The organism is Bradyrhizobium sp. BEA-2-5, assembly GCF_032918025.1.
In the GTDB taxonomy this organism is placed as follows: domain Bacteria; phylum Pseudomonadota; class Alphaproteobacteria; order Rhizobiales; family Xanthobacteraceae; genus Bradyrhizobium; species Bradyrhizobium pachyrhizi.
In genome coordinates this window covers 2,713,281-2,738,337 of the sequence record NZ_CP136629.1, presented here as the reverse complement: position 1 = coordinate 2,738,337, position 25,057 = coordinate 2,713,281, and the positions used below count along the sequence as shown (strand labels likewise).

General features: G+C 65.2%; 20 protein-coding genes. 10 read left to right on the top strand and 10 right to left on the bottom strand.

The genetic code is table 11. The features are described from left to right. Positions 1-160: 160 nt before the first annotated feature. The 4 genes from RX327_RS12740 to RX327_RS12725 form a co-directional block, all read right to left on the bottom strand. Positions 161-1,399, bottom strand: coding sequence for an MFS transporter (locus RX327_RS12740; protein ID WP_317250435.1), 1,239 nt, complete (start codon positions 1,397-1,399; stop codon positions 161-163). Between the two features lie 88 nt (positions 1,400-1,487). Then, positions 1,488-2,030 carry a PRC-barrel domain-containing protein gene (locus tag RX327_RS12735; RefSeq protein WP_317250434.1) on the bottom strand — a complete coding sequence of 181 codons (543 nt, stop codon included), beginning with the start codon at positions 2,028-2,030 and terminating at the stop codon, positions 1,488-1,490. 49 nt (positions 2,031-2,079) lie between these two features. Further along, complete coding sequence (locus RX327_RS12730; protein ID WP_317250433.1) at positions 2,080-4,281, bottom strand: amylo-alpha-1,6-glucosidase; 2,202 nt, start codon at positions 4,279-4,281, stop codon at positions 2,080-2,082. 83 nt (positions 4,282-4,364) lie between these two features. Beyond that, positions 4,365-6,128 carry an ABC transporter ATP-binding protein gene (locus tag RX327_RS12725; protein ID WP_317250432.1) on the bottom strand — a complete coding sequence of 588 codons (1,764 nt, stop codon included), beginning with the start codon at positions 6,126-6,128 and terminating at the stop codon, positions 4,365-4,367. A gap of 313 nt (positions 6,129-6,441) precedes the next feature. Between RX327_RS12725 and RX327_RS12720 the strand changes: the two genes are divergently transcribed. From RX327_RS12720 to RX327_RS12695, 6 genes are all read left to right on the top strand, one after another. After that, on the top strand, positions 6,442-7,509 hold the full coding sequence (locus tag RX327_RS12720; RefSeq protein ID WP_317250431.1) for a glycosyltransferase family 4 protein: 1,068 nt from the start codon (positions 6,442-6,444) through the stop codon (positions 7,507-7,509). Between the two features lie 304 nt (positions 7,510-7,813). Further along, a complete protein-coding gene (locus RX327_RS12715) occupies positions 7,814-9,067 on the top strand; it encodes an ABC transporter substrate-binding protein (protein ID WP_050385120.1) in 1,254 nt (417 codons plus the stop codon). Between the two features lie 16 nt (positions 9,068-9,083). Beyond that, positions 9,084-9,953 carry a branched-chain amino acid ABC transporter permease gene (locus RX327_RS12710; protein ID WP_028334343.1) on the top strand — a complete coding sequence of 290 codons (870 nt, stop codon included), beginning with the start codon at positions 9,084-9,086 and terminating at the stop codon, positions 9,951-9,953. Beyond that, the gene (locus tag RX327_RS12705) at positions 9,953-10,939 is read left to right on the top strand and encodes a branched-chain amino acid ABC transporter permease (RefSeq protein ID WP_050385121.1); all 987 of its coding nucleotides are present in this window, start codon (positions 9,953-9,955) and stop codon (positions 10,937-10,939) included. The genes RX327_RS12710 and RX327_RS12705 overlap by 1 nt, the downstream gene beginning before the upstream one ends. 10 nt (positions 10,940-10,949) lie before the next feature. Next, a complete protein-coding gene (locus RX327_RS12700; RefSeq protein ID WP_050385122.1) occupies positions 10,950-11,699 on the top strand; it encodes an ABC transporter ATP-binding protein in 750 nt (249 codons plus the stop codon). Then, positions 11,692-12,396 (top strand): ABC transporter ATP-binding protein, encoded by a 705-nt coding sequence (locus RX327_RS12695; protein ID WP_317250430.1) that lies wholly within the window; start codon positions 11,692-11,694, stop codon positions 12,394-12,396. The genes RX327_RS12700 and RX327_RS12695 overlap by 8 nt, the downstream gene beginning before the upstream one ends. A 226-nt stretch (positions 12,397-12,622) precedes the next feature. Here the strand turns inward: RX327_RS12695 and RX327_RS12690 are convergent, their stop codons facing one another. Both RX327_RS12690 and RX327_RS12685 read right to left on the bottom strand, forming a co-directional pair. Beyond that, the gene (locus RX327_RS12690) at positions 12,623-14,566 is read right to left on the bottom strand and encodes an alkyl/aryl-sulfatase (RefSeq protein ID WP_317250429.1); all 1,944 of its coding nucleotides are present in this window, start codon (positions 14,564-14,566) and stop codon (positions 12,623-12,625) included. A 49-nt stretch (positions 14,567-14,615) separates the two neighbouring features. Then, positions 14,616-16,436 (bottom strand): NAD(P)/FAD-dependent oxidoreductase, encoded by a 1,821-nt coding sequence (locus tag RX327_RS12685; protein WP_317250428.1) that lies wholly within the window; start codon positions 16,434-16,436, stop codon positions 14,616-14,618. A 122-nt stretch (positions 16,437-16,558) separates the two neighbouring features. On the opposite strand from RX327_RS12685, the gene RX327_RS12680 reads away from it, so the two are divergent. Continuing rightward, entirely contained in the window at positions 16,559-17,347 is a 789-nt protein-coding gene (locus RX327_RS12680; protein ID WP_050385125.1) for an IclR family transcriptional regulator, read from the top strand. A 62-nt stretch (positions 17,348-17,409) separates the two neighbouring features. On the opposite strand, the gene RX327_RS12675 is transcribed toward RX327_RS12680, so the two are convergent. From RX327_RS12675 to RX327_RS12660, 4 genes are all read right to left on the bottom strand, one after another. After that, complete coding sequence (locus tag RX327_RS12675; protein WP_050385126.1) at positions 17,410-18,513, bottom strand: ABC transporter ATP-binding protein; 1,104 nt, start codon at positions 18,511-18,513, stop codon at positions 17,410-17,412. A 15-nt stretch (positions 18,514-18,528) separates the two neighbouring features. Beyond that, positions 18,529-19,554 carry an ABC transporter substrate-binding protein gene (locus RX327_RS12670; RefSeq protein ID WP_244482154.1) on the bottom strand — a complete coding sequence of 342 codons (1,026 nt, stop codon included), beginning with the start codon at positions 19,552-19,554 and terminating at the stop codon, positions 18,529-18,531. 23 nt (positions 19,555-19,577) lie between these two features. After that, positions 19,578-21,320 carry an ABC transporter permease gene (locus tag RX327_RS12665; RefSeq protein WP_050385128.1) on the bottom strand — a complete coding sequence of 581 codons (1,743 nt, stop codon included), beginning with the start codon at positions 21,318-21,320 and terminating at the stop codon, positions 19,578-19,580. 554 nt (positions 21,321-21,874) lie between these two features. Next, positions 21,875-22,237, bottom strand: a complete 363-nt coding sequence (locus RX327_RS12660; protein ID WP_016846500.1) for a darcynin family protein — start codon at positions 22,235-22,237, stop codon at positions 21,875-21,877. A gap of 77 nt (positions 22,238-22,314) precedes the next feature. Between RX327_RS12660 and RX327_RS12655 the strand changes: the two genes are divergently transcribed. The 3 genes from RX327_RS12655 (at position 22,315) to RX327_RS12645 (ending at position 25,051) form a co-directional block, all read left to right on the top strand. Continuing rightward, positions 22,315-22,938 (top strand): TetR/AcrR family transcriptional regulator, encoded by a 624-nt coding sequence (locus RX327_RS12655; RefSeq protein WP_283090103.1) that lies wholly within the window; start codon positions 22,315-22,317, stop codon positions 22,936-22,938. A 100-nt stretch (positions 22,939-23,038) separates the two neighbouring features. Beyond that, positions 23,039-24,448 carry an MFS transporter gene (locus RX327_RS12650; RefSeq protein ID WP_317250427.1) on the top strand — a complete coding sequence of 470 codons (1,410 nt, stop codon included), beginning with the start codon at positions 23,039-23,041 and terminating at the stop codon, positions 24,446-24,448. A 153-nt stretch (positions 24,449-24,601) separates the two neighbouring features. Continuing rightward, positions 24,602-25,051 carry a (2Fe-2S)-binding protein gene (locus RX327_RS12645; protein ID WP_317250426.1) on the top strand — a complete coding sequence of 150 codons (450 nt, stop codon included), beginning with the start codon at positions 24,602-24,604 and terminating at the stop codon, positions 25,049-25,051. The last annotated feature ends 6 nt before the right edge of the window (positions 25,052-25,057 follow it).

The following is a 25,057-nucleotide window of genomic DNA, read 5'->3' as shown; positions in this document are numbered from 1 at the left end:
CTGGGGACCATCGGACTCGTTCCAGCAGCAAATCACTTATGTATTCACTCATATATGACGGCACATGCAGGAGGAAGGGTGCCGCGCAGCAAAACGGGCCCGTAGCCGCATCCCGGGTCTGGTCGGCGGCGGCCAATGGTGCCGCGGTTGCGCCCTGCCATCATGCCGTCCGCCGCGTCTCCGGCATCACCAGCCAGATCACGAACAGCCCGAACGCGGCGATCCCGGCTAGCCCCATGAAGGCCGTGCTGCTGCCGAACTTGTCGCTGACATAGCCGCCGAGCACCGTGCTCAGCGATGCGCCGATGCCGGTCGCAGTCCCCACGATCCCCTGCGCCAGGTTGAAATGACCGCTGCCGAAGGCGACGTCGGCCACGATCAGCGGAACCATTACGCTGAAGATCGCCGCGGTGATGCCGTCGAAAATCTGCACGATGACCAGCAGATAGGGATCACGCACGGTTGCAAACAAAAGGCCGCGGACCGCCAGCGCGACGAATGCGATCAGGAGCAGCGGCCGCCGGCCCCGGATCTGGGCTATGCGGCCGACCGAGGGCGAGGACAAAGCGACGATGGCCTGCGGCACAATGATGCAGGCCGCGATCAGGACCGGCGCCCATTGGCTCGACCGGGTCGTCACCACGCCCGCCATCAAGGGCAGCATCGCGGCATTGGCAAGCTGGAACAGCATCATCGCGCCGGCGAAGATCAGCAGCGGCCGCTGCCGCACCAGCGCGAACACGCTGGTGGCGCGCTTGTCGGGGACTTCCCGTTTCACCTCGCCATGGGCCTGGGCGATGTCGATCTCGCGCTCGCGGATCCGGGCCAGCGACAACAGCGTCGGGATCGCGAGCAGGAAGGTGACCAGGAACACCGAGCGGCTCGACAGGAGATAGCCCGCGGTGCCCATCACCGCCGCCGCGACGCCGTTGCCCAGCGAGGCGAACCGCGCGTTGCGGCCGAGCCGCTCGCCGATCGCGAGCGGGCCGACGAGGCCAAGGCTGATCGCGGCGATCGCCGGCCCGAGCACGCAGCTCGCGAGCGCGTGCAGCGTCGCGGCGAGCGTCACCACGGGAAAGATCGGCCAGAGCGCGTAGGCCAGCGCGCTGGCGCCGATCGCGGCCACCGCGCAGCCCGCGACGACCCGCTCCGAGCGCGCCGCATCGACGATCGCCCCGCCGGGCATCTGGCCCAAGAGGCCGATGATGCCGCCGATTGACAGCACGAGGCCGATCTCGACCTGGGTCCATTTCTGCGTCGTCAGATAGACTGCGATGAAGGGACCGAAGCCGGTCTGCACGTCGGCGAGGAAGAAGATGAACCAGTCGAGGCCGCGCTGACTTTCCCGCGACGGCCCGCGCGATTCCTCCGGAGTGGGCTGATCGGGGACAATTGACACAACGTTGGTGCTGCCGGCTGATCGCTCGCCACGACCGTCGCCAACCGTCTCTAAAGAAGAGTTCGGACGCGCGACCAGCTCTACCCCCCTAATGTTCGTAATCCCATGGATGCAGGCTTCCCGCCGCGCCCAGCACGATCAGCGGCGTATCTTCCTTGTACTCGGGCGCAGCGCTCACCTGCTGCTTGTTGAGGTCCAGCGTGATGCTGTCGCTCTTGCTGGAAACACCGGCGAAGCGCAGCGCGTTCCAGTCCACCACGATCTTGCGGCTGCCGACGCCGAGAAAGCCGCCGAAATCGATCGCCGCGGCCCGCACATGGCCGGTGCGATCGACGATGACGTCGACGATGCGGCCCATGTCCTCGCCGGCGGCGCTGCGAACGTCGCGGCCGAGCACGCCGTGCGCATCGCGCGCGCCGATCACGGTCACCGACGGCGGCGGCGACGGTTCCTTGGACGATTCCTTTGAGGGTTCCTTGGCTTGCTCCTTCGGCGCCGCAGAGGCTGCTGGCGGCGCTTGGGCTGCCGGCGGCGATGGTGCAGGCGCCGGTGCTTCGTCATCGGCGGCACGGACACCAGCGCATGCCAGCAGCGCCGCTGCGACCAGCATCATGATAATCCTCGGACGCATGTTACTCTCCCCGCGATTTCCCTAGCGCACGCATGTCGCGTGACGACGCTCAATGCGTCAGCACGATCGACACCTGGATCTGGCCGCGCGTGCGCAACACTTCCAGCGACACCTCGTCGCCATGGCGGCGCAGCCTCAGATCGACGCTGGAAGCGCCAAGCCTGAGGTCGCGCAGCATCACCTCGTTGAGGAACGCCGGCAGATGCGGATTGCGCAGGCGAATCTCGCCGCGCGCCACGTCGAACTCGAGGCCGAGCGCCGCCTCCAGCAGCGTGAACGGCGTCGCGCTGGCCCAGGCCTGCGGCGCGCAGGCGACCGGATAGAGCGTCGGGCCGCGCCGCTTCTCGCGCCGGAAGCCGCAGAACAATTCGGGCAGCCGGCGCAGATCCATATAGGTCGCGGCATCGAACAGCCCCTTGAAGACATGCGCCACCGAATGCTTGAGGCCGTAGCGCGCGAGCCCGAGCGCAATCAGCGCATTGTCGTGCGGCCAGATCGACCCGTCATGATAGGACATCGGATTGTAGCGCACCTCGCCCTGCGCGACGGTGCGGATGCCCCAGCCGGAAAAGAACTTCTGGCTCATCAGGTCGGCGGCGACCCGTCGCGCGCGGTCTTCCCGCACCATGCCGGAAAATAACGTCTGGCCGGCATTCGAGGTTCGCACCTTGCAGGGCCGCTTCTCGCCGTCCAGCGCAAGCGCATAGGTGCCAAGCTCCTCGCACCAGAATGCTTGCTCGAACCGCTCGCGCAGCCGCTCGGCCTCGGCGTCCAGCTTCGCGGCCTTGTCGGCAAAGCCGAGCTTGCGCGCCGCGCGCGCGGCAAGCTGCTTGGCAGCAAAGACGTAGCCCTGGACTTCCGCAAGCGCGATATTGCCCTCAGCAAGCTGTCCGTCGGCATGGAAGATCGCGTCGTAGGAATCCTTCCAACCCTGGTTCGCCAGCCCCTTCTCGGTCGCGCGCTGATATTCGACGAACCCGTCCTGGTCAGGATCACCAGGGCCGTCGATCCATTGCAAGCCGGCCTCGACCGCGGGCCACAGCTCGCGCAGCGTGTCCAGATCGCCGGTGCGCTCCAGATAGAGCCCGGCGAGCAGCACGAACAGCGCGGTCGAATCGACGCTGCCGTAATAATGCGCGAAGGGCACCTCACCGAGCGCCGCCATCTCGCCGCCCCGCATCTCGTGCAGGATCTTTCCGGGCGCTGCGTCCGCGAGCGGATCGACCGCCGTGGCCTGGAAATGCGCGAGCCGGCGCAGGACGCCCTTGGCGACCCGCGGATCGACCCAGAGCATCTGGAGCGCGGTGATGAGGCCGTCGCGACCGAACGTCGTCGAGTACCAGGGAATGCCGGCATAGGGGTATCGCCCCTGCGGCGTCTCGGTCATCAGCATGTTGAGGTCGGCCATGGCCTGGCACAGCACCTCGTTGAAGATGTTGTTGGAGGTCTCGATGCTGGCCGCGCCCATGGTCAACTGCCGCATCTCGCGGCGGTGCGCCAGCAGCCCCGGGAAGAACCGCACCGGCTTCTGCATGATCGGCTTGTTGCAGGAGACCGCTACGAACAGCGACGTCACCCGTCCGGGCTCGAGATCGAAATGATAGGTCGCCGCGTTGACCGACAACCGTGTCGGCCGCGGATCGAAATGCAGCGCGGTGATCCGCGATTGCTCGTCGAGCCCGACATATTCCAGCACGACGTCGGTCGGGCCGAGCAGCTTGCTCGAGCCGATCCCGCGGCGCGGCCGCCGCTCGCCGCGGACCTCGAACAAGTCGGCGAAGTCGTTGCCGAACAACAGCGTCAGGTCGACGCTGCTGCGCTGGTCGCCATGGTTCTGCACGCCGATGCGCTGATAGGCCGTGCCGCGCCACAGGAAGATCGTGCGCACGATGTGCAGCAGGTCCTTCTGCAGGGTCAGACGGTCGTCGCGATAGATGTCCGGATTGGTGAGATCGACGGTCAACGCCGAATTGTCGTCGCGCAGGTTCGAGCCGAGCAGCAGCGGCTGGAGATCGTCGAGCACGAGTTCGAGTCGCGCGAGGTAGCGCGTATCGTGATGGAACAGGCCGTCCGGCCCGCCGGCGGATGCGCCGATGTCGCCATGGCTGTCGAGCACGATGAAAGTGTCGTCGTGCTTGAGCGAACGCCGTGGCCGCGCCGACGGCCCCGTCATCGGGATATAGAACGGCGATTCGGCGACGTGCTCCGTGATGCGAGCGGTGATGATCTGCGTAACGACGTCAGCTGCCATCTGAACCTCTGGCGACTTGCTTGGCCCGTATCCTGGTTCGAACGAACGCACCGGAACGCACAAACGCACTTGACGACGCGGGGTCAGGCCGCGCTGGTGGAAAGGCGGCCCATCTCACGCGCGACCAGATCGCGGTAGGGGCCCCTTCCCTTCACGAGGATGTCGGGCGGACCGTCCTCGACGATCCGGCCGCCCTGCAGCACAACCACGCGGTCGAAATTGCGCAGCGTCGCCAGCCGATGCGCGATCGCGATCACGGTGCGGCCGCGCATCAGGCGCGACAGCGCCTCGCGGATCGCCTCCTCGGACTCGCTGTCGAGCGCGGCAGTCGCCTCGTCCAGCAGCAGGATCGGCGCATCCTTCAGGAAAGCGCGCGCGATCGCGATGCGCTGGCGCTGGCCGCCGGACATCTTGACACCGCGGTCGCCGACCATGGTGTCGAGGCCGTCAGGCAGGCTCTCGACGAAGTCGCAGCGCGCAGCGATCGCCGCGCGCAGCACCTCGTCGTCGGTCGCGTTCGGCCGGCCGTAGCGGATGTTCTCCAGGATCGAACGGTGGAACAGCGAGATATCCTGCGGCACGACCGAAATTGCCGCGCGCAGGCTCTGCTGGGTGACGCGCGAGATGTCCTGGCCGTCGATGGTGACGCTGCCCTCGTCGACGTCGTAGAAGCGCTGGAGCAGCGTGAACAGCGTCGACTTGCCGCCGCCGGACTGCCCGACGAGGCCGACGCGCTGGCCCGGCTGGAGGCGCAGGCTGAACCGCTCGAAGATCTTCTCGCCGCCGGGATAGCCGAAGGTGACGTTGTTGAAGGCGATCGCGGCGCCGCTCTTCACCAGCGCCTCGGCCTCCGGATGGTCCTTCAGCTCGTGCGGCTGCAGCAGCGTCGCCAGCGCCTCGGTCAGCCGCGCGACATGCTGGGTGACGTCGACCAGCGCGACCGCGAGATCACGGGTGGCGCTGAGGATCGAGATGCCGAGCGTGCAGACCAGCACGACGTCGCCGGTGGTCGCCGCGCCCTGCTGCCAGAGACTGAGCGCCCAGGCCAGCATTGCGATGGTCAGAATCACGGTCACGCCGGCGTGAATGAGACGAAGCTTCTCGAGGTAGCGCAGGGAACGGCCGCGCGCGACGAGTTCCCGATTGACGGTCGCATCGAAGCGTTCGTGCTCATAGCCGAGGCCGCAGAACGCGCGTACCAGCGGCAGGTTGTTGATGACGTCGACCATTTCGCCGTCCACGGCAGCCGCCCTGTTGGCGAAATCGTCATGCAGCGGCCGGCCGGCGGCGGCGATGCGGAACATGGCCACCACCATGGTTCCCGCGATCAGTATCAGCACTGCTGACATTGTCACGCTGACTGTTCCAACCAGGGTGATCGCCGCGAAGGTCGCAATGCAGGGCGGCAACACGTTCCAGACGAACATGTTCTCGACGGTGAACACCGCATTCGACGTCGCCGTGATGCGGCTCGTCAGCATGCCGGGCATCCGGTCCGAGAAGTAGCTCGGCGCATGCCCGGTCAGATGACGAAATATGTCCCGGCGAAGATCGCCGGTGATGCTGACAAAGGTAAAGCTCGCCGTCCAGCTCGCGATCCGCCACAGGAAGTTGTCGGCCGCGATCAGCGACATGAGCAGAATGAATGCCAGCCATACGCCGTTCGCAGCCGACGGCCCCGCCGACAACGCATCGACCAGATTCTTCACGCCGTATTGCGTGCCTACCGAACAGGCAACCGCCGCAACCACGGCTGACAAAATCACAACATGCGACGGCAGACGCCGGCGCAGATAGCGCAACACAAAGGGAAACGGACGATGCGCGTATCCTGACAGATGGTCCATGACGTCCTGCAAAGCTGTTGAAGGTGAACGAGAAAGTTTTAGTCGAAGCTCTCGCGCACGATGACGTGAAGGGCGGCGGTGGGATTCCTTGATGCAGCCATCACTGCGCAACAATTTTGCAACGCTGGCATAGGCAAAAACCTGTTGGAGCGTGATGGCATCAGCAAGACCACAGTGTGATGGAAGAAAGAAGCGACAGATCTCCCACATCTAAGGAACCTCGCACGTGCGAGAACGTTCCCGTCTTTGGCATGTCGGTGCCATCTGAGGGCTGAGGGTAGTTCATTCCACATTACAAAGAGGAGATGGTGAGATGCGCATCGCGCAGGTAGCTCCGTTGACGGAGGCTGTTCCACCCAAGCTGTATGGCGGCACCGAGCGGGTGGTGCATTGGTTGACGGAGGAGCTGGTAGCCCTTGGACACGACGTGACATTGTTTGCCAGCGGCGACTCTCAAACCTCCGCGAAGCTCGATGCGACCTGGCCGAAGGCACTGCGGCTCGACGGCTCGGTCCGCGATCCCAATGCGCTCCACATGGTGCTGCTGGAGCGGGTGCGGCAGAAATGTGACGACGAGGAGTTCGATTTCCTCCACTTCCATCTCGACTATTATCCTTGGTCGCTGTTCCACCGGCAGCCGACGCCATTCGTGACCACGCTGCACGGACGGCTCGACCTGCCGGAGCATCAGCCGGTCTTCAACACCTTCTCCAAGATGCCCGTCATCTCGATCTCCAACGCGCAGCGGCGGCCGGTGCCGCAGGCGAACTGGGTGACGACCATCCATCACGGCCTGCCGGAGACCCTGCTGACGCCGAAGCCGGCGAAACAGGAATATCTCGCCGTGCTCGGCCGCATCGCGCCGGAGAAAGGCGTCGACCGCGCCATCAAGATCGCGACCCATTGCGGCATTCCGCTCAAGATCGCGGCCAAGGTCGATCGCGCCGACCAGGATTATTACGACGAGCTGATCCGGCCGATGATCGAGAACAATCCGCTGGTCGAGTTCATCGGCGAGATCAGCGATCACGAGAAGTCGGACTTCCTCAGCGGCGCGCTGGGCCTCCTGCTGCCGATCGACTGGCCGGAGCCGTTCGGCCTCGTCATGATCGAATCCATGGCCTGTGGGACGCCGGTGGTCGCCTTCAACCGCGGCTCGGTTCCGGAGATCATCGACGATGGGCTGACCGGCTTCATCGTCGAGGACGTGATCAGCGCGATCTCCTCCGTCGGCCGCCTTGGAACGCTCGACCGCGCCGCGATCCGCAAGCAGTTCGAGACGCGCTTCACGGCGCGGCGCATGGCGCTGGACTATCTTGCGGCCTATCGCAGCCTGATGGAAGCCGAGCCGCGCTTCAAGCTGGTGGCCAGCGCGGAGTAGCAGTTGCAGCGGCCGATCGAATGATCCGGCGGGCCGGCCGGCACCATCCGTGCCGGTCCGTCGGGTCGTTCGATTGTCAATAATACCGTCGTGTGCGGCGGCAACTCTCACGCAGCAAAACAATCCGCTTGCGCGCGTCGCGCGATTGCTGCGACGCACCAGCGATGACAAGGATTCCCCATAAGTTCGGCTGATATCGCCTTTGCGAACGCCGAATTACGTGCTCTTATGCGCCGCGCTTGAGCAAAAATAATAAGCGAGCGGACGGAGCAACCGTGCCGTGATCGCGCAGGGGGGGAACGCCATGACAGGGGACCGCAAGCCGTCGGCCATTAATAATGCCGCATCGTCCAAAGCCTCACCAAAGAAGCTGAACCGCCGCAAATTCCTCGCCAAGACCGGCGGCGTGCTGGCGGCAGGCGCGTTCGGCGCCGTTCCGCTGCGCGGCTGGGCGGCCGACCCGATCAACATCGGCGCACTCTATCCGACCACCGGCAGCATGGCGCAGATCGGCGTCGGCTGCGTGGCTGCGGCCAAGCTCGCGGTCGACATGGTCAACGAGGCCGGCGGCATCAAGTCGCTCGGCGGCGCCAAGCTCAACCTCATCGTCTCGGACGTGCAGAGCGACACCACGGTGACGCGCACCGAGACCGACCGCCTGATCACGGGCAACAAGCTGTCGGCGATCCACGGCTGCTATGCCAGCGCGCTGACCTTGATCGCGAGCGAAGTCTGCGAACGGGCGAAGGTCCCGATCATCACCGGATCGAGCTCCGACCAGCTCAACAAGGGGCGCACCTACACCTTCACGCCGTTCGCGCGCGCCTCGCAGTTTGCCAAGGCGCAGCTGCAGATGGCCAAGCTGGTCAGCGAGCAGGCCAAGGTCGCCGTCATTTTCGAGAACACCGCGTTCGGCACCTCGACCTCGAACGGGCTGAAGGAGCTGGCGCCGGGCGAAGGCGTCGAGATCGTGATGTTCGAGCCCTACTCGGCCGGCTTCACCGACGCGAGCCCGCTGATCAACAAGGTCAAGGCCTCCGGCGCCAACACGCTGTTCTCACTGTCCTATCTCAATGACCTCATCCTGATCGTGCGCACCGTGAAGCAGGTCGGGCTCAACATCGCGATCAACGGCGGCTCCGGCGGCTTCGTGATGCCGGACTTCTACAAGAATGTCGGCAATGCCGCCGAGGGCCTGCAGGGCGTCGCGCACTGGAACCACGACGTCAGCGACGACGCGCAGAAGGTGAATGTCGAATTCAAGAAGCGCACCGGCGAGTTCGCGTTCGAATATGCCGGCGGCCTGGTCGCGCAGACCTTCATGCTGGCCGACGCGCTGGAGCGCGCCGCCTCCGCCGACCCCAAGAAGGTGCGCGAGGCGCTCTCGACGCTGGATGTCTCCTCGGGCTTTGCTGCGATGGCGCCGGGCGGCAAGGTGAAGTTCGGGCCGGACGGCAAGAACGTCTACGGCCGCCCGGTCGGCGTGCAGTGGCAGAACACCGATCTCGTCAGCGTCTTCCCGAAGGAAGACGCCCGCGCCCCGCTGATGAAGACCTGAACCGCGGTCGCATCGCATGTGGGAGACACTGGCCCAGGCCGTGATCAACGGCCTGCTCATCGGCGGCATCTACGCGCTTGTCAGCATCGGCGTCACGCTGATCTTCGGCGTGGTCAAGATCGTCAACTTCGCCCAGGGCGAGTTCGTGATGATCGGGATGTATATCTCGTTCTTCCTCGCCACCCAGTTCGGCATCGATCCGCTGGTTTCGCTCGTGGTCTCGATGCCGGTACTGTTCCTCGCCGGCGTCCTGATCCAGCATTTCCTAATCCGCAGGGTGCTGGGGCCGAACGACATGCCGCAGATCTTCCTGACCTTCGCGCTGTCGCTGTTGCTGCTCAATCTCTCGCTGATGTTGTTCAGCGCCAACTACCGCACCGTCCACACGTCTTATTCGGATGCGGCGTGGCACATCGGCGGGCTGTACATACCGGTAGCGAAACTGATCGCCTTCGCGGTCGCAATGGCGCTGAGCGGGCTGCTGTGGGTGTTCCTGCACACCACCGATCTCGGCCGCGCCATGCGCGCCGCATCGCAGAACCGCGACGTCGCGATGCTGATGGGGATCAATCCGAACCGCGTGTTCGCGGTGGCGTTCGGCACCGCGCTGGCGCTCGCGGGCGCCGCCGGCTCGCTGCTGATGCCGTTCTATTCAGCCTATCCATTCGTCGGCCAGGTGTTCGTGCTGATGGCGTTCGTCGCCGTCGTGATGGGCACGCTCGGCAACGTGATGGGCGCGCTGATCGCAAGCCTGATGATGGGCGTCGCGGAATCGCTCGGCATCCAGTTCGTCGGCGCCGATTCCGGCCTGATCGTGGTGTTCGCGCTGCTGCTGCTGACGCTCGCGTTCAGGCCGAGCGGGCTCGGCGCCAGGAGGGGCCGGTGATGCAGACGTCCAGCAACATGAAATGGCTGTGGCTCGCGATCGGGGCCGTCGTCATGCTCGCCATGCCCCAGCTCGTCACCTCATCATTCGCGATCGACATCTTCATCCGCATCCTGCTGTTCTCCTTCATCGGCGTCGCCTGGAACCTGATGGGCGGTTACGCCAAGCAGCTGTCGCTCGGCCACGCCGCCTATTTCGGGCTCGGCGCCTACACCTCGACCATCATGCAGGTGAACTACGGCATCTCGCCCTGGATCGGGATGATCGCGGGCGGCGTGGTCGCGATGCTCGCAAGCCTGCCGATCGGCTGGCTCTGCTTCCGCCTGCGCGGCCCCTATTTCACCATCGCCACCATCGCGACCGCCCAGGTGCTGATGCTGATCTTCCTCAAGTTCCGCGACTTCGCCTGGGGCGCCGAAGGCACCACGATCCCGAACCTCGGCAGCGCGCCGCTGATGATGCAGTTCGAGGAGAAGTCGTCTTACTATTACGTCGTGCTCGGCCTGCTCGTGGTCGGGCTGTGGATCACCCACAGAATCGAGAAATCCTGGATCGGCTACTATCTCGTCGCGATCGGCGAGGATGAGGACGCGGCCGAGGCGATCGGCGTCAACGCGCCGAAGGTCAAGCGCGACATCTACATGATCAGCGCGTTCCTGACCGCGCTCGCCGGCACCTTCTACACGCAATACATCTACTTCATCGATCCTGCGACCGCGTTCAGCTTCAACGTCTCGATCGAGGCGGCGCTGGTGTCGATCGTCGGCGGCATCGGCACGCTGTGGGGTCCGGTGATCGGCACCGTGCTGCTGGAGACCACCTCTGCGCTGCTGCAGAGCTGGCTCGGCAGCTCGGTCGGCGGCATCCAGCTCACGGTCTACAGCCTGATCCTGATGGCTGTCATCCTGTGGCGGCCGACCGGACTGATCGGGTTCGCGACCGACATCTATCACCGCACCGCCCGGCGCAAGCCGGCGCGCGCCTGAGGTCGTCGCGATGGCAGAAGCACTGGTCATCAAGGGTCTCAGCAAGCGCTTCGGCGGCCTGCGCGCCGTGCAGGACGTCAGCTTCACGGTGCAGGAGAACGAGACGGTCGCGCTGATCGGGCCGAACGGCGCCGGCAAGACCACGAGCTTTCATTTGATCACGGGATTTCACCGGCCGGATTCCGGCTCGGTGCTCGCCTTCGGTCACGAGGTCGTGGGGCTCAAGCCGCATGATGTCTGCGCGCTGGGCCTTGCCCGCACCTTCCAGGTGGCAAAGCCGTTCGGCGCGATGACCGTGCTCGCCAATGTGATGACCGGCGCGTTCCTGCGCGACCGGCATATCGCGGCCGCGCGCAACAAGGCGCTCGAGGCGATCGAGTTCGTCGGCCTCTCCGCCAAGGAGCAGACCCCGGCCAAGGACCTCACCACCATCGACCAGCGCCGGCTGGAGATGGCCCGCGCGCTGGCAACGCAGCCCAAGATCCTGCTGCTCGACGAGGTGATGGCCGGACTCAACCCGGCCGAGATCGACCAGGCGGTGGCGCTGGTGAAGAAGCTCTCTGCCAGCGGCCTCACAATCGTGATCGTCGAGCATGTGATGCGCGCGATCATGGCGGTGGCCCGCCACATCGTGGTGCTCGACCACGGCCAGAAGATCGCCGAGGGCGCGCCGAAGGAGATCGTGGAGAATCCGGAAGTGATCCGCGCCTATCTTGGCTCCTATGTGCATCCGCCGGCGCAGGGAGACGCCCATGCTTGAGCTCTCCCGCATCAGCGCCAGCTACGGCTCGGTCCCTGCCATCACCGATGTCAGCATCTCCATTGGCGAAGGCGAAGCCGTCGGCCTGTTAGGCGCCAACGGCGCCGGCAAGAGCACGACGCTGCGCGCGATCTCCGGCCTCGTCAAGCTGTTCGGCGGCAAGGTCACGTTCGACGGCGTCGACCTCGCCACGCTGCCACCCTACCGAATTCCCGAGCTCGGCATCGCGCATGTCCCGGAAGGCCGCCAGGTGTTTCCGGAAATGACGGTGCAGGAGAATCTCGAGATCGGCGCCTACACGCCGAAGGCCAAGGCGGATCGCGGGCGCACGATGGAGCTCGTTTACAGCATCTTCCCGCGGCTCGCCGACCGCAGAAAACAGCTCGCCGGCACCATGAGCGGCGGCGAGCAGCAGATGGTCGCGATCGGCCGCGGGCTGATGCTGAAGCCCCGCCTGCTGATGCTGGACGAGCCCTCGCTCGGCTTAGCTCCCGTGATGACCGACGTGACCTTCGAGAAGATCGGCGAGATCCACAAGATGGGCACCTCGATCCTCTTGGTCGAACAGAACGTCAGCCGCGCGCTGTCGCTGGTGCAGCGCGCCTATGTGCTGGAAAGCGGCAACGTGATCTTGCAGGGCACCAGCGCCGAGCTCGCCAACAATAAGCAAGTGCAGGCGGCGTATCTCGGGATTTGAGACCGCGCCCGAGGGCGCCCCCTCCTGTCATTGCGAGCGAAGCGAAGCAATCTGCTTCGTCGTTCCGCTTCCTCGCAATGACGCAAGCACATCTGGCCATCCCGTCATCCCGAGGTGCGAGCGCGCCTCGAAGGATGCACGGCCACCAGCCGGGCGGTCGATCCTTCGAGACGCGCGCAAGAGCGCGCTCCTCAGGATGAGGGGTGTCGTTCTGAGTATTTGTCCGTTACGTCACCGCCGCCCGCTTCGGCTCCACGATCTCGAACATCCGCGGGAATTCGTCCATCAGTCCCATCAGCTCGGCGAGGCGCATCGGCTCGCCGGCTACCATGATCTCGCCGGCGCCGACGGCGTCCGCGAACGTGGTCAGCTTGGCGATGACCTCATCCAGCACGCTGCGCGCCAGCGTGAAGCTTGCCTGCGCATCGGCCGCCTGCGCACCCCTAACGTAGGTCAGGGCTGAATTCTCCAGATTGAGCACGAACGTCTCGCCGGTGTCGGAAAAGCGCCAGTTCAGGACGATGTGCTTGCCTTCCGCCTTGGGACCGTTGAGGCGGATGCCGAGCACGTCCCAGAGCTGGGAGGTGCGGAGCGCGGCCAGCGTTTCGCGCGGCATCGACGGACGCGCCGGCACCTTCGGCATGCCCTGGCGCAATTCCTGCGCGCCGAACAGATAGGCATTGCGCCAGGTCGCGCTCTCGGCGGCATAACCGAGCTGCTCCAGCGTGTCGGCGAGGAGCGAACGCGCGGCCTGATTATCAGGCTCGGCGAACACGAGATGGCTGACGGCCTGCGCCACGAAGCGGAACTCGCCCTTGGCAAAATCCGCCGCGGCGCGTTTCAGGATCGCGTCCGCGCCGCCCATGTACTCGACATACTTCCTGCCCGACTCGACCGGCGGCAGCGGATCGAGATTGACCGGATTGGCATCGTACCAGCCGAGATATTTCTGGTAGATCGCCTTCACATTGTGCCGGATGTGGCCGTAATAGCCGCGGCCGTGCCAGGCGCCTTCCAGGCTCTTCGGCAGCTGGATCGTCTCGGCGATTTCGGCCGCGGTCAGGCCGTGGTTCATCAGGCGGATGGTCTGGTCATGCGCGAACTTGTAGAGGTCGCGCTGCTGCCGGATCATCGTGCCGATGCGCTCGCGTCCCCACACCGGCCAATGGTGCTGGCCGCACATCGCCTCGGCCTTGCCGTCCCAGAGCCGCAAGGCCTCGCCGAGATATTTCGACCAGGCCAGCGCGTCACGCACGTCGGCGCCGCGGAACGGCAGCAGATTGTGGAAATTGTGCGTGCAGTTCTCGGCGAGGTTCAACAGCCCATAGCGCGGAACGAAGAAGTGCATCTCCGCCGGTGCCTCGCTGTTCGGCGCCATCTGGAATTCGAATGCGACGCCGTCGATCACACGCGTATCGCCGGTCGCCATGATCAGGTCCGTTGGACGCAGCAGCGCGACGGAGCCCGCCGCCATCGACTTGCCGAGGCCGCAATCGACCTGCCCGCGCGCGCCCTTGGCCAGAAGGGGTCCGAACTGATATTGCGCCCGGCGCAGCATCGCAGGTCCTGCGATGATGTTCTCGGAGACGGCGTGCTCCATGAACAGGTTCGGCGCGATGATTGGCACGCTCGCCGCCAGCATGGCGTCGTCCAGCACGCCGCGCGCGCCGCCCCAATGGTCGGTGTGAGTATGGGTGAAGATGATCGCCGCGACCGGCCGCGTGCCGCGGTGCTTGAAGTAGAGATCGAGCGCGGCGCGGGCGCCTTCGATCGAGGTCAGGGTGTCGACGACGATGACGCCGCTGTCGCCCTCGATCAGCGTCATGTTGGCGATGTCGAGCCCGCGTACCTGATAGACGCCGGGCACGACCTCGAACAGGCCGTGCTGCATGTTGAGGCGCGACTGCCGCCACAGGCTCGGATCAACGGTCGCGGGCGCTTTCTCCTCGGACAGGAATCCGTAAGGCTCGAGACTCCAGACCACCCTGCCCTGGGCCGAAGTGACGCGTGCGTTCTCGAGGGTGCCGAGAAAGCCGCGCGCGGCGTCGTCGAAGTCCCTGGTGTCGGCGAACGGCAGCGCCTTCAGCGTCGCCGCGTGCTGCGCGATGACCGGCGCGGATGCCGCCTTCGGACCTTCGTGCGACGTTTCGCTTGCGGTTGTCTGGGCCATACTCAAGCACTCCCTCGATTGGCGGAAATCGGTTCCGATCGCGCTTCCCTCAGCGGAATTGCACGCCCTCGAACTGGCCGCTGCGGCGCCAGCCGTCGATATATTTGAAGTAGGCCAGCGCGCCCGAGGGATGGCCGACATTGAGCTTGGCCGCGGGACCGGGCTCACGGCCCTCATTGTTGTAGTAGCCGGGCGTGCAATCCGGCCCGCCGATCATCCGGCCGACGCCGGTCAGCAGCAGCTCGACCCAGCGATCCTCGGCTTCCCTGCTGACCTCGATTTCCTTGAAGCCGTTGTCCTGCGCGTGGCCGACCATCAGCGCGATGGTGCGCGCCGCTTCGGTCAGATTGTGCGGCACGTTGGAGATCAGATTGGCACCTTGCGTCGGCTGCACGAAGAATACGTTGGGGAAACCGTGCACGTGGATGCCGTGCTTGGTGCGCATGCCCTCGGCCCAATGCTCCGACAGCTTGACGCCATCGCGGCCGTTCAGATCGAAGCCCGCGCGACGCTTGTACTCGGTACCGACCTCGAAGCCGGACGCATAGATGATGCAGTCGAGCGCGTATTCCTTGCCGGCGACGACGATCCCGTTCTCGGTGATCTCCTCGACGCCCTTGCCGTCGGTATCGACCAGATGGGTGCCCGCCGTGTTGAACGCCTGCAGATAGGCGTCGTGGAAGCAAGGGCGCTTGCAGAGCTGGCCGTACCAGGCCTTGAGATTCCTGGCGGTGTCGACGTCGCGGACGATGGTGTCGACCCGGTTGCGGATTTCCTCCATCTTTTCGAAGTCGGAATCCTCAAACGCGGCCCGCATGTTTTCCACGCTGCGCTGCTCGCGCGGCAGCAGCATGATCTTGGCGCGAATCCGCTTCGACAGGTCGGTCCAGCCGTCCTGCACCAGATCTTCCTCGGCCGATCCGCCGGCCTGGTTGGCGGTGAAATTCTCCAGCCAGCGCTGTTGCCAGCCCGGCGTCGCGATCTCGGCAAACCAGTCGGGATCGATCGGCCCGTTGCCGCGCACATCGACCGACGATGGCGTGCGCTGGTATACGTAGAGCTCCTTGCAGGCGCGCGCGAGGTGCGGAATGCACTGCACCGCGGTAGCGCCGGTGCCGATGATGCCGACGCGCTTGTCGGCGAGCTTCTCCATCAGCGCGCCTTTGGGATCGCCGCCGGTGTAGTCGTAATCCCAGCGGCTGGTGTGGAACGAGTGGCCCTTGAAGCGCTCGATACCGGGAATGCCGGGCAGTTTCGGCACGTGCAGCGGGCCGGTACCGATGCCGACATATTGCGCCGTGAACGCGTCGCCCCGCGTGGTGCGGATGATCCAGCGCGATTGCGCGGCGTCCCAATCGAGGCTCGTCACTTCGGTATGGAATAGCGCGTTGTCGTAGAGATTGAATTGCCGGCCGATCCGCTGGCAGTGCGCGAGGATCTCGGGCGCATGCGCGTATTTCTCGGACGGCATGTGGCCGGTCTCTTCGAGCAGCGGCATGTAGACCATCGACGCCGTGTCGCATTGCGCGCCGGGATACCGGTTCCAGTACCAGGTGCCGCCGAAATCGCCGCCCTTCTCGACAATGCGGACGTCCTTGATCCCGGCCTCGGTCAGCCGCGCCGCGGTGGCGAGCCCGGCAAAGCCGCCGCCGATGAAGGCGAAGGTGACGTGATCGGTCTTCGGCGCGCGCTCTGTGACCGGCGTGTAGGGATCATCGAGATAATGCGCGAGCTGGCCCTTGATCTGGAGATACTGGTCGTTGCCGTCGGGACGCAGCCGCTTGTTGCGCTCCTCCTGATACTTCAGGCGCAGCCGCTCCTTGTCGATCGCGGCGGGCTTCGCGTCTCGGGCTTGCTCGGTCATCGTCATCGGAAGGCGCCTCGCTCCAGCGGTTCCTTGTCCTATTCCCGGCAGATAAACCGATATCAACACGATTTGCAAATTCATTCCGATATATTGACAAATATGGCAGTCTGAGACCAATATTCCGTATGACAGCATCTTCCCATGCCGAGGCTCAGGCGGACCCGTCCTTTGCGACCACCCTGGCGCATGGCCTCGACGTGCTGGCGGCGTTTCGCCGTCATCCCGGCTCATTGTCGAACGCCGAACTCGCGTTGCATACCGGCCTGTCGCGGCCGACGGTGTCGCGGCTGACCTACACGCTCGAGCAACTCGGCTATCTCAGGCGCGACAGCAAGGGCCGCTTCGTGCTCGGGCTGGGCGCGCTCGCCGCCGCCTATCCTGTGTTGTCGGCGCTGAAGGTGCGTCAGCTGGCACGTCCGCTGATGCGCGACTTCGCGACCTATGCCGGCGGCACGGTGTCGATCGCGATGCCGTTCGGGATCGACTTCATCTATGTCGAGACGTTGCGCACGACGGATACAGCGCCGCACGTGCCCGACGTCGGCTTTGTCAGCACGCTGGCGCCGACCGCGGTCGGGCGTGCACTGCTGTCGCTGTTCACCGAGGACGAGCTCGGCGCCTATGTCGCGCGCGTCAAGGCCGAGCGCCCCGACGAGTTCGACTACGTGCAGAAGCGCACCTTGCCCGACATCGAATTGTGCCGCGAGCGCGGCTTTGCCGTCTCGCTCGGCGAATGGCGGCGCGAGATATTCGGCGTCGCCGCCCCGCTCTATCGCACGCCGACCGGAGAATGCCTGTCGGTCAATTGCGGCGTTCCCTCCTTCCGCTTCAGCGCCGAGCAGATCGAGCGCGAATGCGGGCCGCGCATCCTCGGACTCGCCCGCAGCATCCGCGCGCTGGTGGAGGAAGGTTAGGCGGCGCGCTGGCGGCACGGGCCGCCTCGCATCATTGCGAACCGACGACGGCCGCGGTCACGCTAATCATGCGATGCCGGCCCGCTGTCGCGATAGGCCCACAGGCATTCGCGCGGCAGCGCGACCTGTGCCTCGACGCCGACCTGATGGCGCGCGGCGGTGCCGAGCTCGATCGCCTCCAGCCGTTTGCCGAACAGCTCGATGCCGTAGGCGGTCTGGGTGCCCTGATATCTGCGGTCGAGCACCTTGGCCGAGAACGTGTTGGCGCCGTCGGGGCGGCCGATCGCGATGTTCTCGGGCCGCAGCGCGATCCGCACTTTCTCGTCGGGCTTGAGCGTCTGGCACAGCGCGACTTCCCCCTGCCGGCCGTTACCGAAGTCGACCACGCCATAGCGGCCGTTGCATGTGACGAGCGTGCCTGCGAGCTCGTTGGTGGCGCCGGTGAAATTGGCGACGAACAGATCGGCCGGACGATTGTAGATCACGTCGGGCGTGTCCATCTGCAACAGCTTGCCGTCGCGCATCACCCCGATCCGGTCGCCGAGCACGACCGCCTCGGCCTGGTCATGGGTGACGTAGAGCGCGGTCATCCCGGTCTGCTTGAGGATGACGCGAAGGTCGTCGCGCAGCCGCAGGCGCAATTTGGCATCGAGGTTCGACAGCGGCTCGTCGAGCAGCAACAGTTGCGGCCGGTACACCATGCTGCGCGCCAGCGCGACGCGCTGCATCTGGCCGCCCGACAACGCCACCACCGGCCGGTCGGCATAGTCGGACAGTCCGACCAGCGCCAGCGCCTCCTCGACCATGCGGGCGGCATCGGTGCGCCCGATCTTGCGGTGCTTCAGCGGATAGATCACGTTCTGCCGCACCGTCATATGCGGCCACACCGCGTAGGACTGGAACACCATGCCGAGATCGCGCGAACGCGGCGGCACGAGGATGCCGCTTGCCGGCGACGAGACCACGCGCCCGGAAATGCTGATCTCGCCGCCGGTCGGATGCTCGAGCCCGGCGACGCAGCGCAGCGTCGTGGTCTTGCCGCAGCCCGACGGCCCCAGCAGCACCACGATCTCCCCGGCCGGCACGCCAAAGCTGACGCCGTCGATGGCCGGGAGGCCGATCGAGAACTGCTTCCTGAGATCGGTGACTTCGAGCGTCGCCGTCATCGCTGCACCATCAGCCTATTGCCGGTAGCCAAACGTCTTGTCCCAGTCCGCGACCCACGCCGCATGCAGCTTCACATACTCGTCGAACTTCGGATACCAGAGCTTGACCACCTTTGGATCGAACCCCTCCGGATATGCCGGCGGCGTCTTCAGGGATGTGAGATTGCCGAGCTCCTTGATCATGAAGGTCTGCCCTTCCTTCGACAGACACCAGTTCAGGAACAGCTTTGCTGCATTGGGATGAGCCGCCGTCTTCGGAATGCCGGTCGCGTAGGGATTGACCGGAGCGCCTTCAGGCGGAAAGAAGATCTCGATCGGCGCGCCGTCCTTCTTCTTTTGGTAGATCACATTGTAGAGCAGCGGCGCGATCGCGATCTCGCCGCGCACCAGCGCATCGGCCGTCGGCGCGCCGGAGGGATACAGCACCGGATGGGTCGCGGCCTGCTTGGCCCAGTAGTCTTCGCCGAGCACCTGGCGCTCGAACATGATCCGCGTCCAGGTGGTGCCGCCGGACTGCGCGAACACCTGCCCGATCAGCTTGTCATATTGCGGCTTGGTCAGGTCCATCCAGGATTTCGGCGGGTCCTTCACCAGCTCGGTATTGTAGGCGATCGACCAGGCGATCGTCGCGCGCGGCCAGTATTTCGGCGAGATCAGCGCGTGCGGATCGTAATCGGCCGCGTTCGGCGGCGCGTAATCCTGGAACAGGTCTTCCAGCGGCTGCATCAGCGCGCGGTCGGAATGGTCGACGACGTCGGCGATCAGCTTGCCGGCCGCGGCCTCCGTCTTGACGCGGGTGATCAGCTGGCCGCCGGGCGCGCGAACCATCTCGACCTTGATCTCGGGGAAGCGCTTGTTGAAGGCCTTGATGACCTGCTGCTCGATCTCGGCGAAGTTCGCGGTGTAGTAAACGAGCTTGCCTTCGGACTTGGCCGCCGCGATCAACTCCGCCGAGCCGAACTCCTGCGCCTGTGCCGCAGGCGCCAATGCAAGCGTCGCCACGCTTGCCAAGGCCAATGTGGTGAAGGTTCGTCTATCCATCGCAATCCTCCCCTTATTCGTTGTTATCCGGTCCGCGCCACGTTGCCCTGCGCTGATCCGCGCGACAGCCAGTTGGCGCCGCCGATCAGGACACCGAGCAGCACCGTCTGCACCAGGCTGAAGGCCGCGGTCTTGCCGATATTGCCGCCTTCGTAATAGTCGAGCAGCAGCACCGACATCACCATGGTGTTGCTGGTGTAGAGGAACAGCGACGAGCCGAGCTCGCGGATCGCCAGCACGAACAGCAGCGTCATCGACGCCAGCACGCCCGGCCGCGCCAGCGGCAAAACGATCGTCCTGATGGTGCCGAGCATGCCCTTGCCGCAGACCCAGGCCGCCTCCTCGAGCTCGCGGTGGATTTGCAGGAACGAGGTCGACAGCGCCTTCACGGTGTCCGGCATGAAGCGCGCAATGAAGGCCAGCGCGAGAATCCAGATCGTGCCGTAGAGCCCGCCCGGCACGCCGATCCAGGCCCAGAGATAGGCGACGCCGACCACCAGCCCGGGAATCGCGACCGGCAGCGTCGAGATCAGGTCGATGGCACCGCGGCCGCTGACGCGGGTGCGATGGATGGTGTAGCCGATCGCAAAGGCAAGCGCGCCGCCGACAACAGCCGTGATCACGCCGACCTCGACCGCATTGTAGATCGACCGCATCGTCAACGGATTGTCGAAGATGCTCTCGAAATGCGTCAGCGAATATTGCCGCATGTCGAACAGGCTCGCGACATCGCGGATGAACATGAACTTGCGGAACGCCGCGACGATCAGCGCCAGCGACGGCAGCACCACGACGATGAGGAGGTAGACGATCCCGATCGCGAAAGTGAGCCAGCGCCATGGACCGAGATCGAGGCTGCGCGGCCGGAACGCCTTGCCCGCGACGGTGGTATAGCTGCGTCCGCTCAGCAATTTCTGCTGCAGATAGACCAAGAGCCCCGTGACCACCATCAGAATGATCGCGACCGCCGCTGCGGTGTTGTAGAGCGGCGGCGACCAGTTGGTGAGCTTGAAGATGTAGGTGGTGAGCACGTTCAGGTTGGTCGGCGCGCCGAGCACGGCCGGGATGCCGTAGATGCCGAGCATCACGATGAACGACAGCAGCATGCCCGAGACAATCGCCGGCATGATCAGCGGGAACGTCACCGTGAACAGGGTCGCGACCGGGCTCGCGCCGGAGATTTCCGCGGCCTCCTCCAGGCTCGGGTCCATGTTGCGCAGCGCCGACGAGGTGAACATGTAGACATAGGGCGCGTAGTAGATGCCGAACACGAACACCAGGCCCCACATCGAATAGAGATCGACGCGCAGGTCGGAGCCCATCCACTTGAACATCGTGTTGATCAAGCCGGTCTTCGGCGAGCCGAGAATGGCCCAGGCCACGCCCGCGACCAGCGGCGGCGCGAACAGCGGCAGGATGCTGGCCGCCGCGATGAAGCCCTTGAATGGCGTGTTGGTGCGCACCACGATCCAGGAGAACAGGAGCCCGATCGCGACCGCGATCACCGTGCCGCCGCCGCAGGCGATCAGCGTGTTGAGCAGCGCTTCGGCGACGTTCGGATTGGCCAGCACGGCGAGGAAATTGGCGATCGACAAATGGCTCAGGCTGAGACGGATACCGTCGACCACCGGATTGGTGTCGGTGAGCGCGCCGAGCAGCAGCATGAAGACGGGATAGATGACCAGGAAGGTCAGGATCGCCAGCAATGCCGCGACCCAGAGGCCGGTGAACGCGCGGCGGCGAGTTCCCTCGCTGGCGCTTCGCATGGCTTCGCTGCGCCGGTCGGCCTGTCCGTGCAATGCGCGTTCCCTCTTGCGGCCCGATCTGACGCCGGGCCTGCTTGTATACCAAGGGTAGTCGATCGGGACTGTGACGCAAGCTATCCGAAAGTCGCTTCCGTGCGATTGTGTGACACACCACGGGAACACGAATTCGGACTGATCGCGCTCGCACGCTGCATCCACCGCCGTCGTCCCGGCGAAGGCCGGGACCCATAGTCCGCGGCGGATGTCTTGAACGGGACTCGTCGTTCCAGCATTGCCCGACAAACAGCATCGGTGATTATGGGTCCGGCCTGCGCCGGGACGACGATGCGGGTGGGCGCAATTCGAGATGCCAAAACAGCCACTCGGTGTCATCACCGCGAAAGCGAAAGCGGGTGATCCAGCATTCCAGAGACGCCAGTGCTTGAGCCGATGGGCCGCGGCGTACTGGATCGCCCGGTCGAGCCGGACGATGACAGATGTGGATGGGAACGCAGTTGCGTCGCCACAGGCTGCCGGAACGCCGGCCCTGAACGATCCGGGCCGGCGTCGGCATCCTAGGCAAGGTAATTGCCTTCGAGTGCCGGCATGATGTCGAGCACTTCGAAATAGTGGTCCCAGAACCTCGTCTCGCGCAGGTGGTCGCAGAACCACGCCCAGGCCGAGAGGTCATCGGTCTCGCAGATCATGACGTCGGTCGCCCTGGTCGAGAAGGCCTCCGGCTCGAACCAGCGCACCTTCAGCTCCGGACGGCGCCGGAGCAAAGGAATGACCTCCTCGTGCAGGAAGGCGAGGCGCTGCTCGGTCTTCAGATCGAGCCAGTGCCGCGTGGTCTTGACCATGACGAAGATATGAAACCTGTGCGGATCGTCCTCGTGCTCGGGAAGCACGGGAGACGAGGTCGTTTGCAGTGTCACCATTGATCGGTTCTCCTTTCACGGCCATAATGTGAGTAATTGCTCATATTCCACAACTCGCGTTTTGGGAGATGCCCGCCATGCCGCCGAAGCGGCGCACAAAGGCCCGCAAACAGCCGCTTCAGCAGCGTTCGCGGGAAACCGTGGCGGTGATTCTGGAAGCGGCGGCTCGCGTTTTGGAAGCGCGCGGGCTCGAGGGATACAACACCAACGCGGTCGCCGAGCGCGGCGGGATCAGCGTCGGCTCGGTGTACCAGTACTTCCCGAACAAGGACGCCCTGACGCTGGCTTTGATCACGAGGTTCGAGGACGCGCTGCTGGCGAAAGTACGAGATGCGGTTGCGGCATCCGAGGGCAAGAGCCTGACGGCGTCGCTCAACCTGATCGTTCGGGCGCAGCTCGAGGCGCATGCCGAGCGGGCCGGGCTCAATCGCATTCTGGAGGCCGAGGAGGATCGCCTGCGCCCGGCGTCATCGGGCACGTCAGCGGCCGGCGAATTGAAGGAACTGGTCGCCGACCTGCTGGCGCGGCATCGTCGTGAGATCGCAAGGCCAGTCGACGACGACGCCGTCGAGGATCTGATCGTGATCAGCCGCGCCATGGTCGACCACGCGCTTCAAAACGACCTCTCGCAGGCTGCGGCCACCCGGCGGGTGCTGCGCGCCATCGAGGGATATCTGTTCGGTCCGCGGCCGGACTCTTGACGCTTCCGGCAAGGCCGCTTCGCATACGCATCATGCAATGCCGCGGCTGGGGAACGGGATGCCGGCGTAGTACATGGCGGTCCCGGAGACATTTTCAGGCATGCTCGAGAAGACCCCGACCACCGCGGCAGCGACGCCGATCACCGATGGACTGCCGGATGGATTGCCTTGGGAACGCCGCCGCTGGGCGGTGGCCGCGATCTTCACCGCGCTGGCGATGGCCTCGCTCGATACCGCGATCGCCAACATCGCCCTGCCCGCGATCGCGAGCGATCTGCATGTCAGCCCTGCGGAAGTGGTCTGGGTGGTCAACGTCTATCAGATCGCGCTGGTAGCGACGCTGCTGCCGCTCGGCGCGCTCGGTGAAATCGTCGGCCATCAGCGGATCTATCTCGGCGGCCTGCTGCTGTTCACATTGGCGTCACTCGGCTGCGCGCTGGCATGGTCGCTGCCGAGCCTCTTGGTCGCACGCACCTTGCAGGGCCTGGGCGCGAGCGGCATCATGAGCGTCAACACCGCGCTGGTGCGCTTCGTCTATCCCGGACGGCTGCAGGGCCGCGGTTTCGGCCACAACGCGCTGGTGGTCGCAACCGCCTTCACCTTCGGTCCCTCGATCGCCTCCGCCATCCTGGCGATCGGCCCGTGGCCCTGGCTGTTCGCCGTCAACATTCCCTTTGGCGTCGTCGCGTTGCTGATCGGCATGAAGACGCTGCCGACGACGCCGCGCGCCACCCACGCTTTCGATTTCACCGGCGCGGCGCTGGCCTGCGCCTGCCTCGGCCTGTTCATCACCGGCATCGGCAGCGCCGCGCACAAGGCCGCGCCGGTGCTTGTCATCGCCGAGCTTGTCGGCGCGCTGGTGATCGGCTGGATACTGACCCGGCGGCACGCCGACCATCCCGCGCCGATGCTGCCGATCGACCTGTTCAGCCGGCCGATGTTCGCGCTGTCGGCGGGGACCGCGGTGTGCTCCTTCGCCGTGCAGGGCCTCGCCTTCGTCTCGCTGCCGTTCTACTTCGAGGATGTGCTCGGCCGCTCTCAGGTCGAGACCGGCTTCTTCATGACGCCCTGGCCGCTGGTGGTCGGCATCATGGCGCCGATCGCCGGCCGGCTGTCGGACCGCTATCCAGCCGGCATCCTCGGCGGCATCGGCATGCTGCTGCTGGGACTTGGTATGGTGCTGCTCGCGACCCTGCCGGCCGAGCCCAGCGTCACCAACATCGTCTGGCGCACGATGATCTGCGGCATCGGCTTCGGCTTCTTCCAGACCCCGAACATGAAGGCGATCATGTCGAGCGCGCCGTCGCATCGCAGCGGCAGCGCCAGCGGCATCGTCGCGACCGCGCGGTTGACCGGGCAGACCACCGGCGCCGCCCTCGCCGCGCTCTGCTTCGCGCTGGCCGATCGTGAGGGCGCCACTGTAGCGCTGGCGCTGGGTGCCGGATTTGCCGCGGTCGGCAGCGTCATGAGCTTCCTGCGTTTGGCGGTCGCTTCGCCGCAAAAGTCATGACAGGTATGCAGCGCGCACAGTCCGCGGCCAAACACCACAGCATCAACTTTCTTTCGCGCTGCGAGCGCATTTTCTTGATTTGAACCGTTCCAGTTTCAAGGCCAACATCGTGCTGCAGTCCGGTCGGAGGATCGGACCATTCAGGGGATCGCGATGGCAAACCTCAAGATTAACGGCAAGACAATCACTGTAGACGTCGAGGACGACACGCCACTGTTGTGGGCTATCAGAGAGAACGTCGGACTGACGGGGACCAAATACGGCTGCGGCATTGCCCAATGCGGCGCCTGCACCGTGCATATCGACGGGGTCGCGATGCGCTCCTGTGGCGTGACGGTGAGCGAAGCGGCGGGCAAGAAGATCACCACGATCGAGGGGCTCGCCTCGGGCGATACGCTGCACAAGGTGCAGGAGGCCTGGATCGCCCAGGACGTGCCGCAATGCGGCTATTGCCAGAGCGGCATGATCATGGCGGTCGCGGCGCTGCTGAACGAGAAGCCGAAGCCGACCGACGCCGACATCGACGAGGCCATCACCAACATCTGCCGCTGCGGCACCTTCCAGCAGGTGCGCGAGGCGATCCACGCTGCCGCGAACGCATAAGGACGC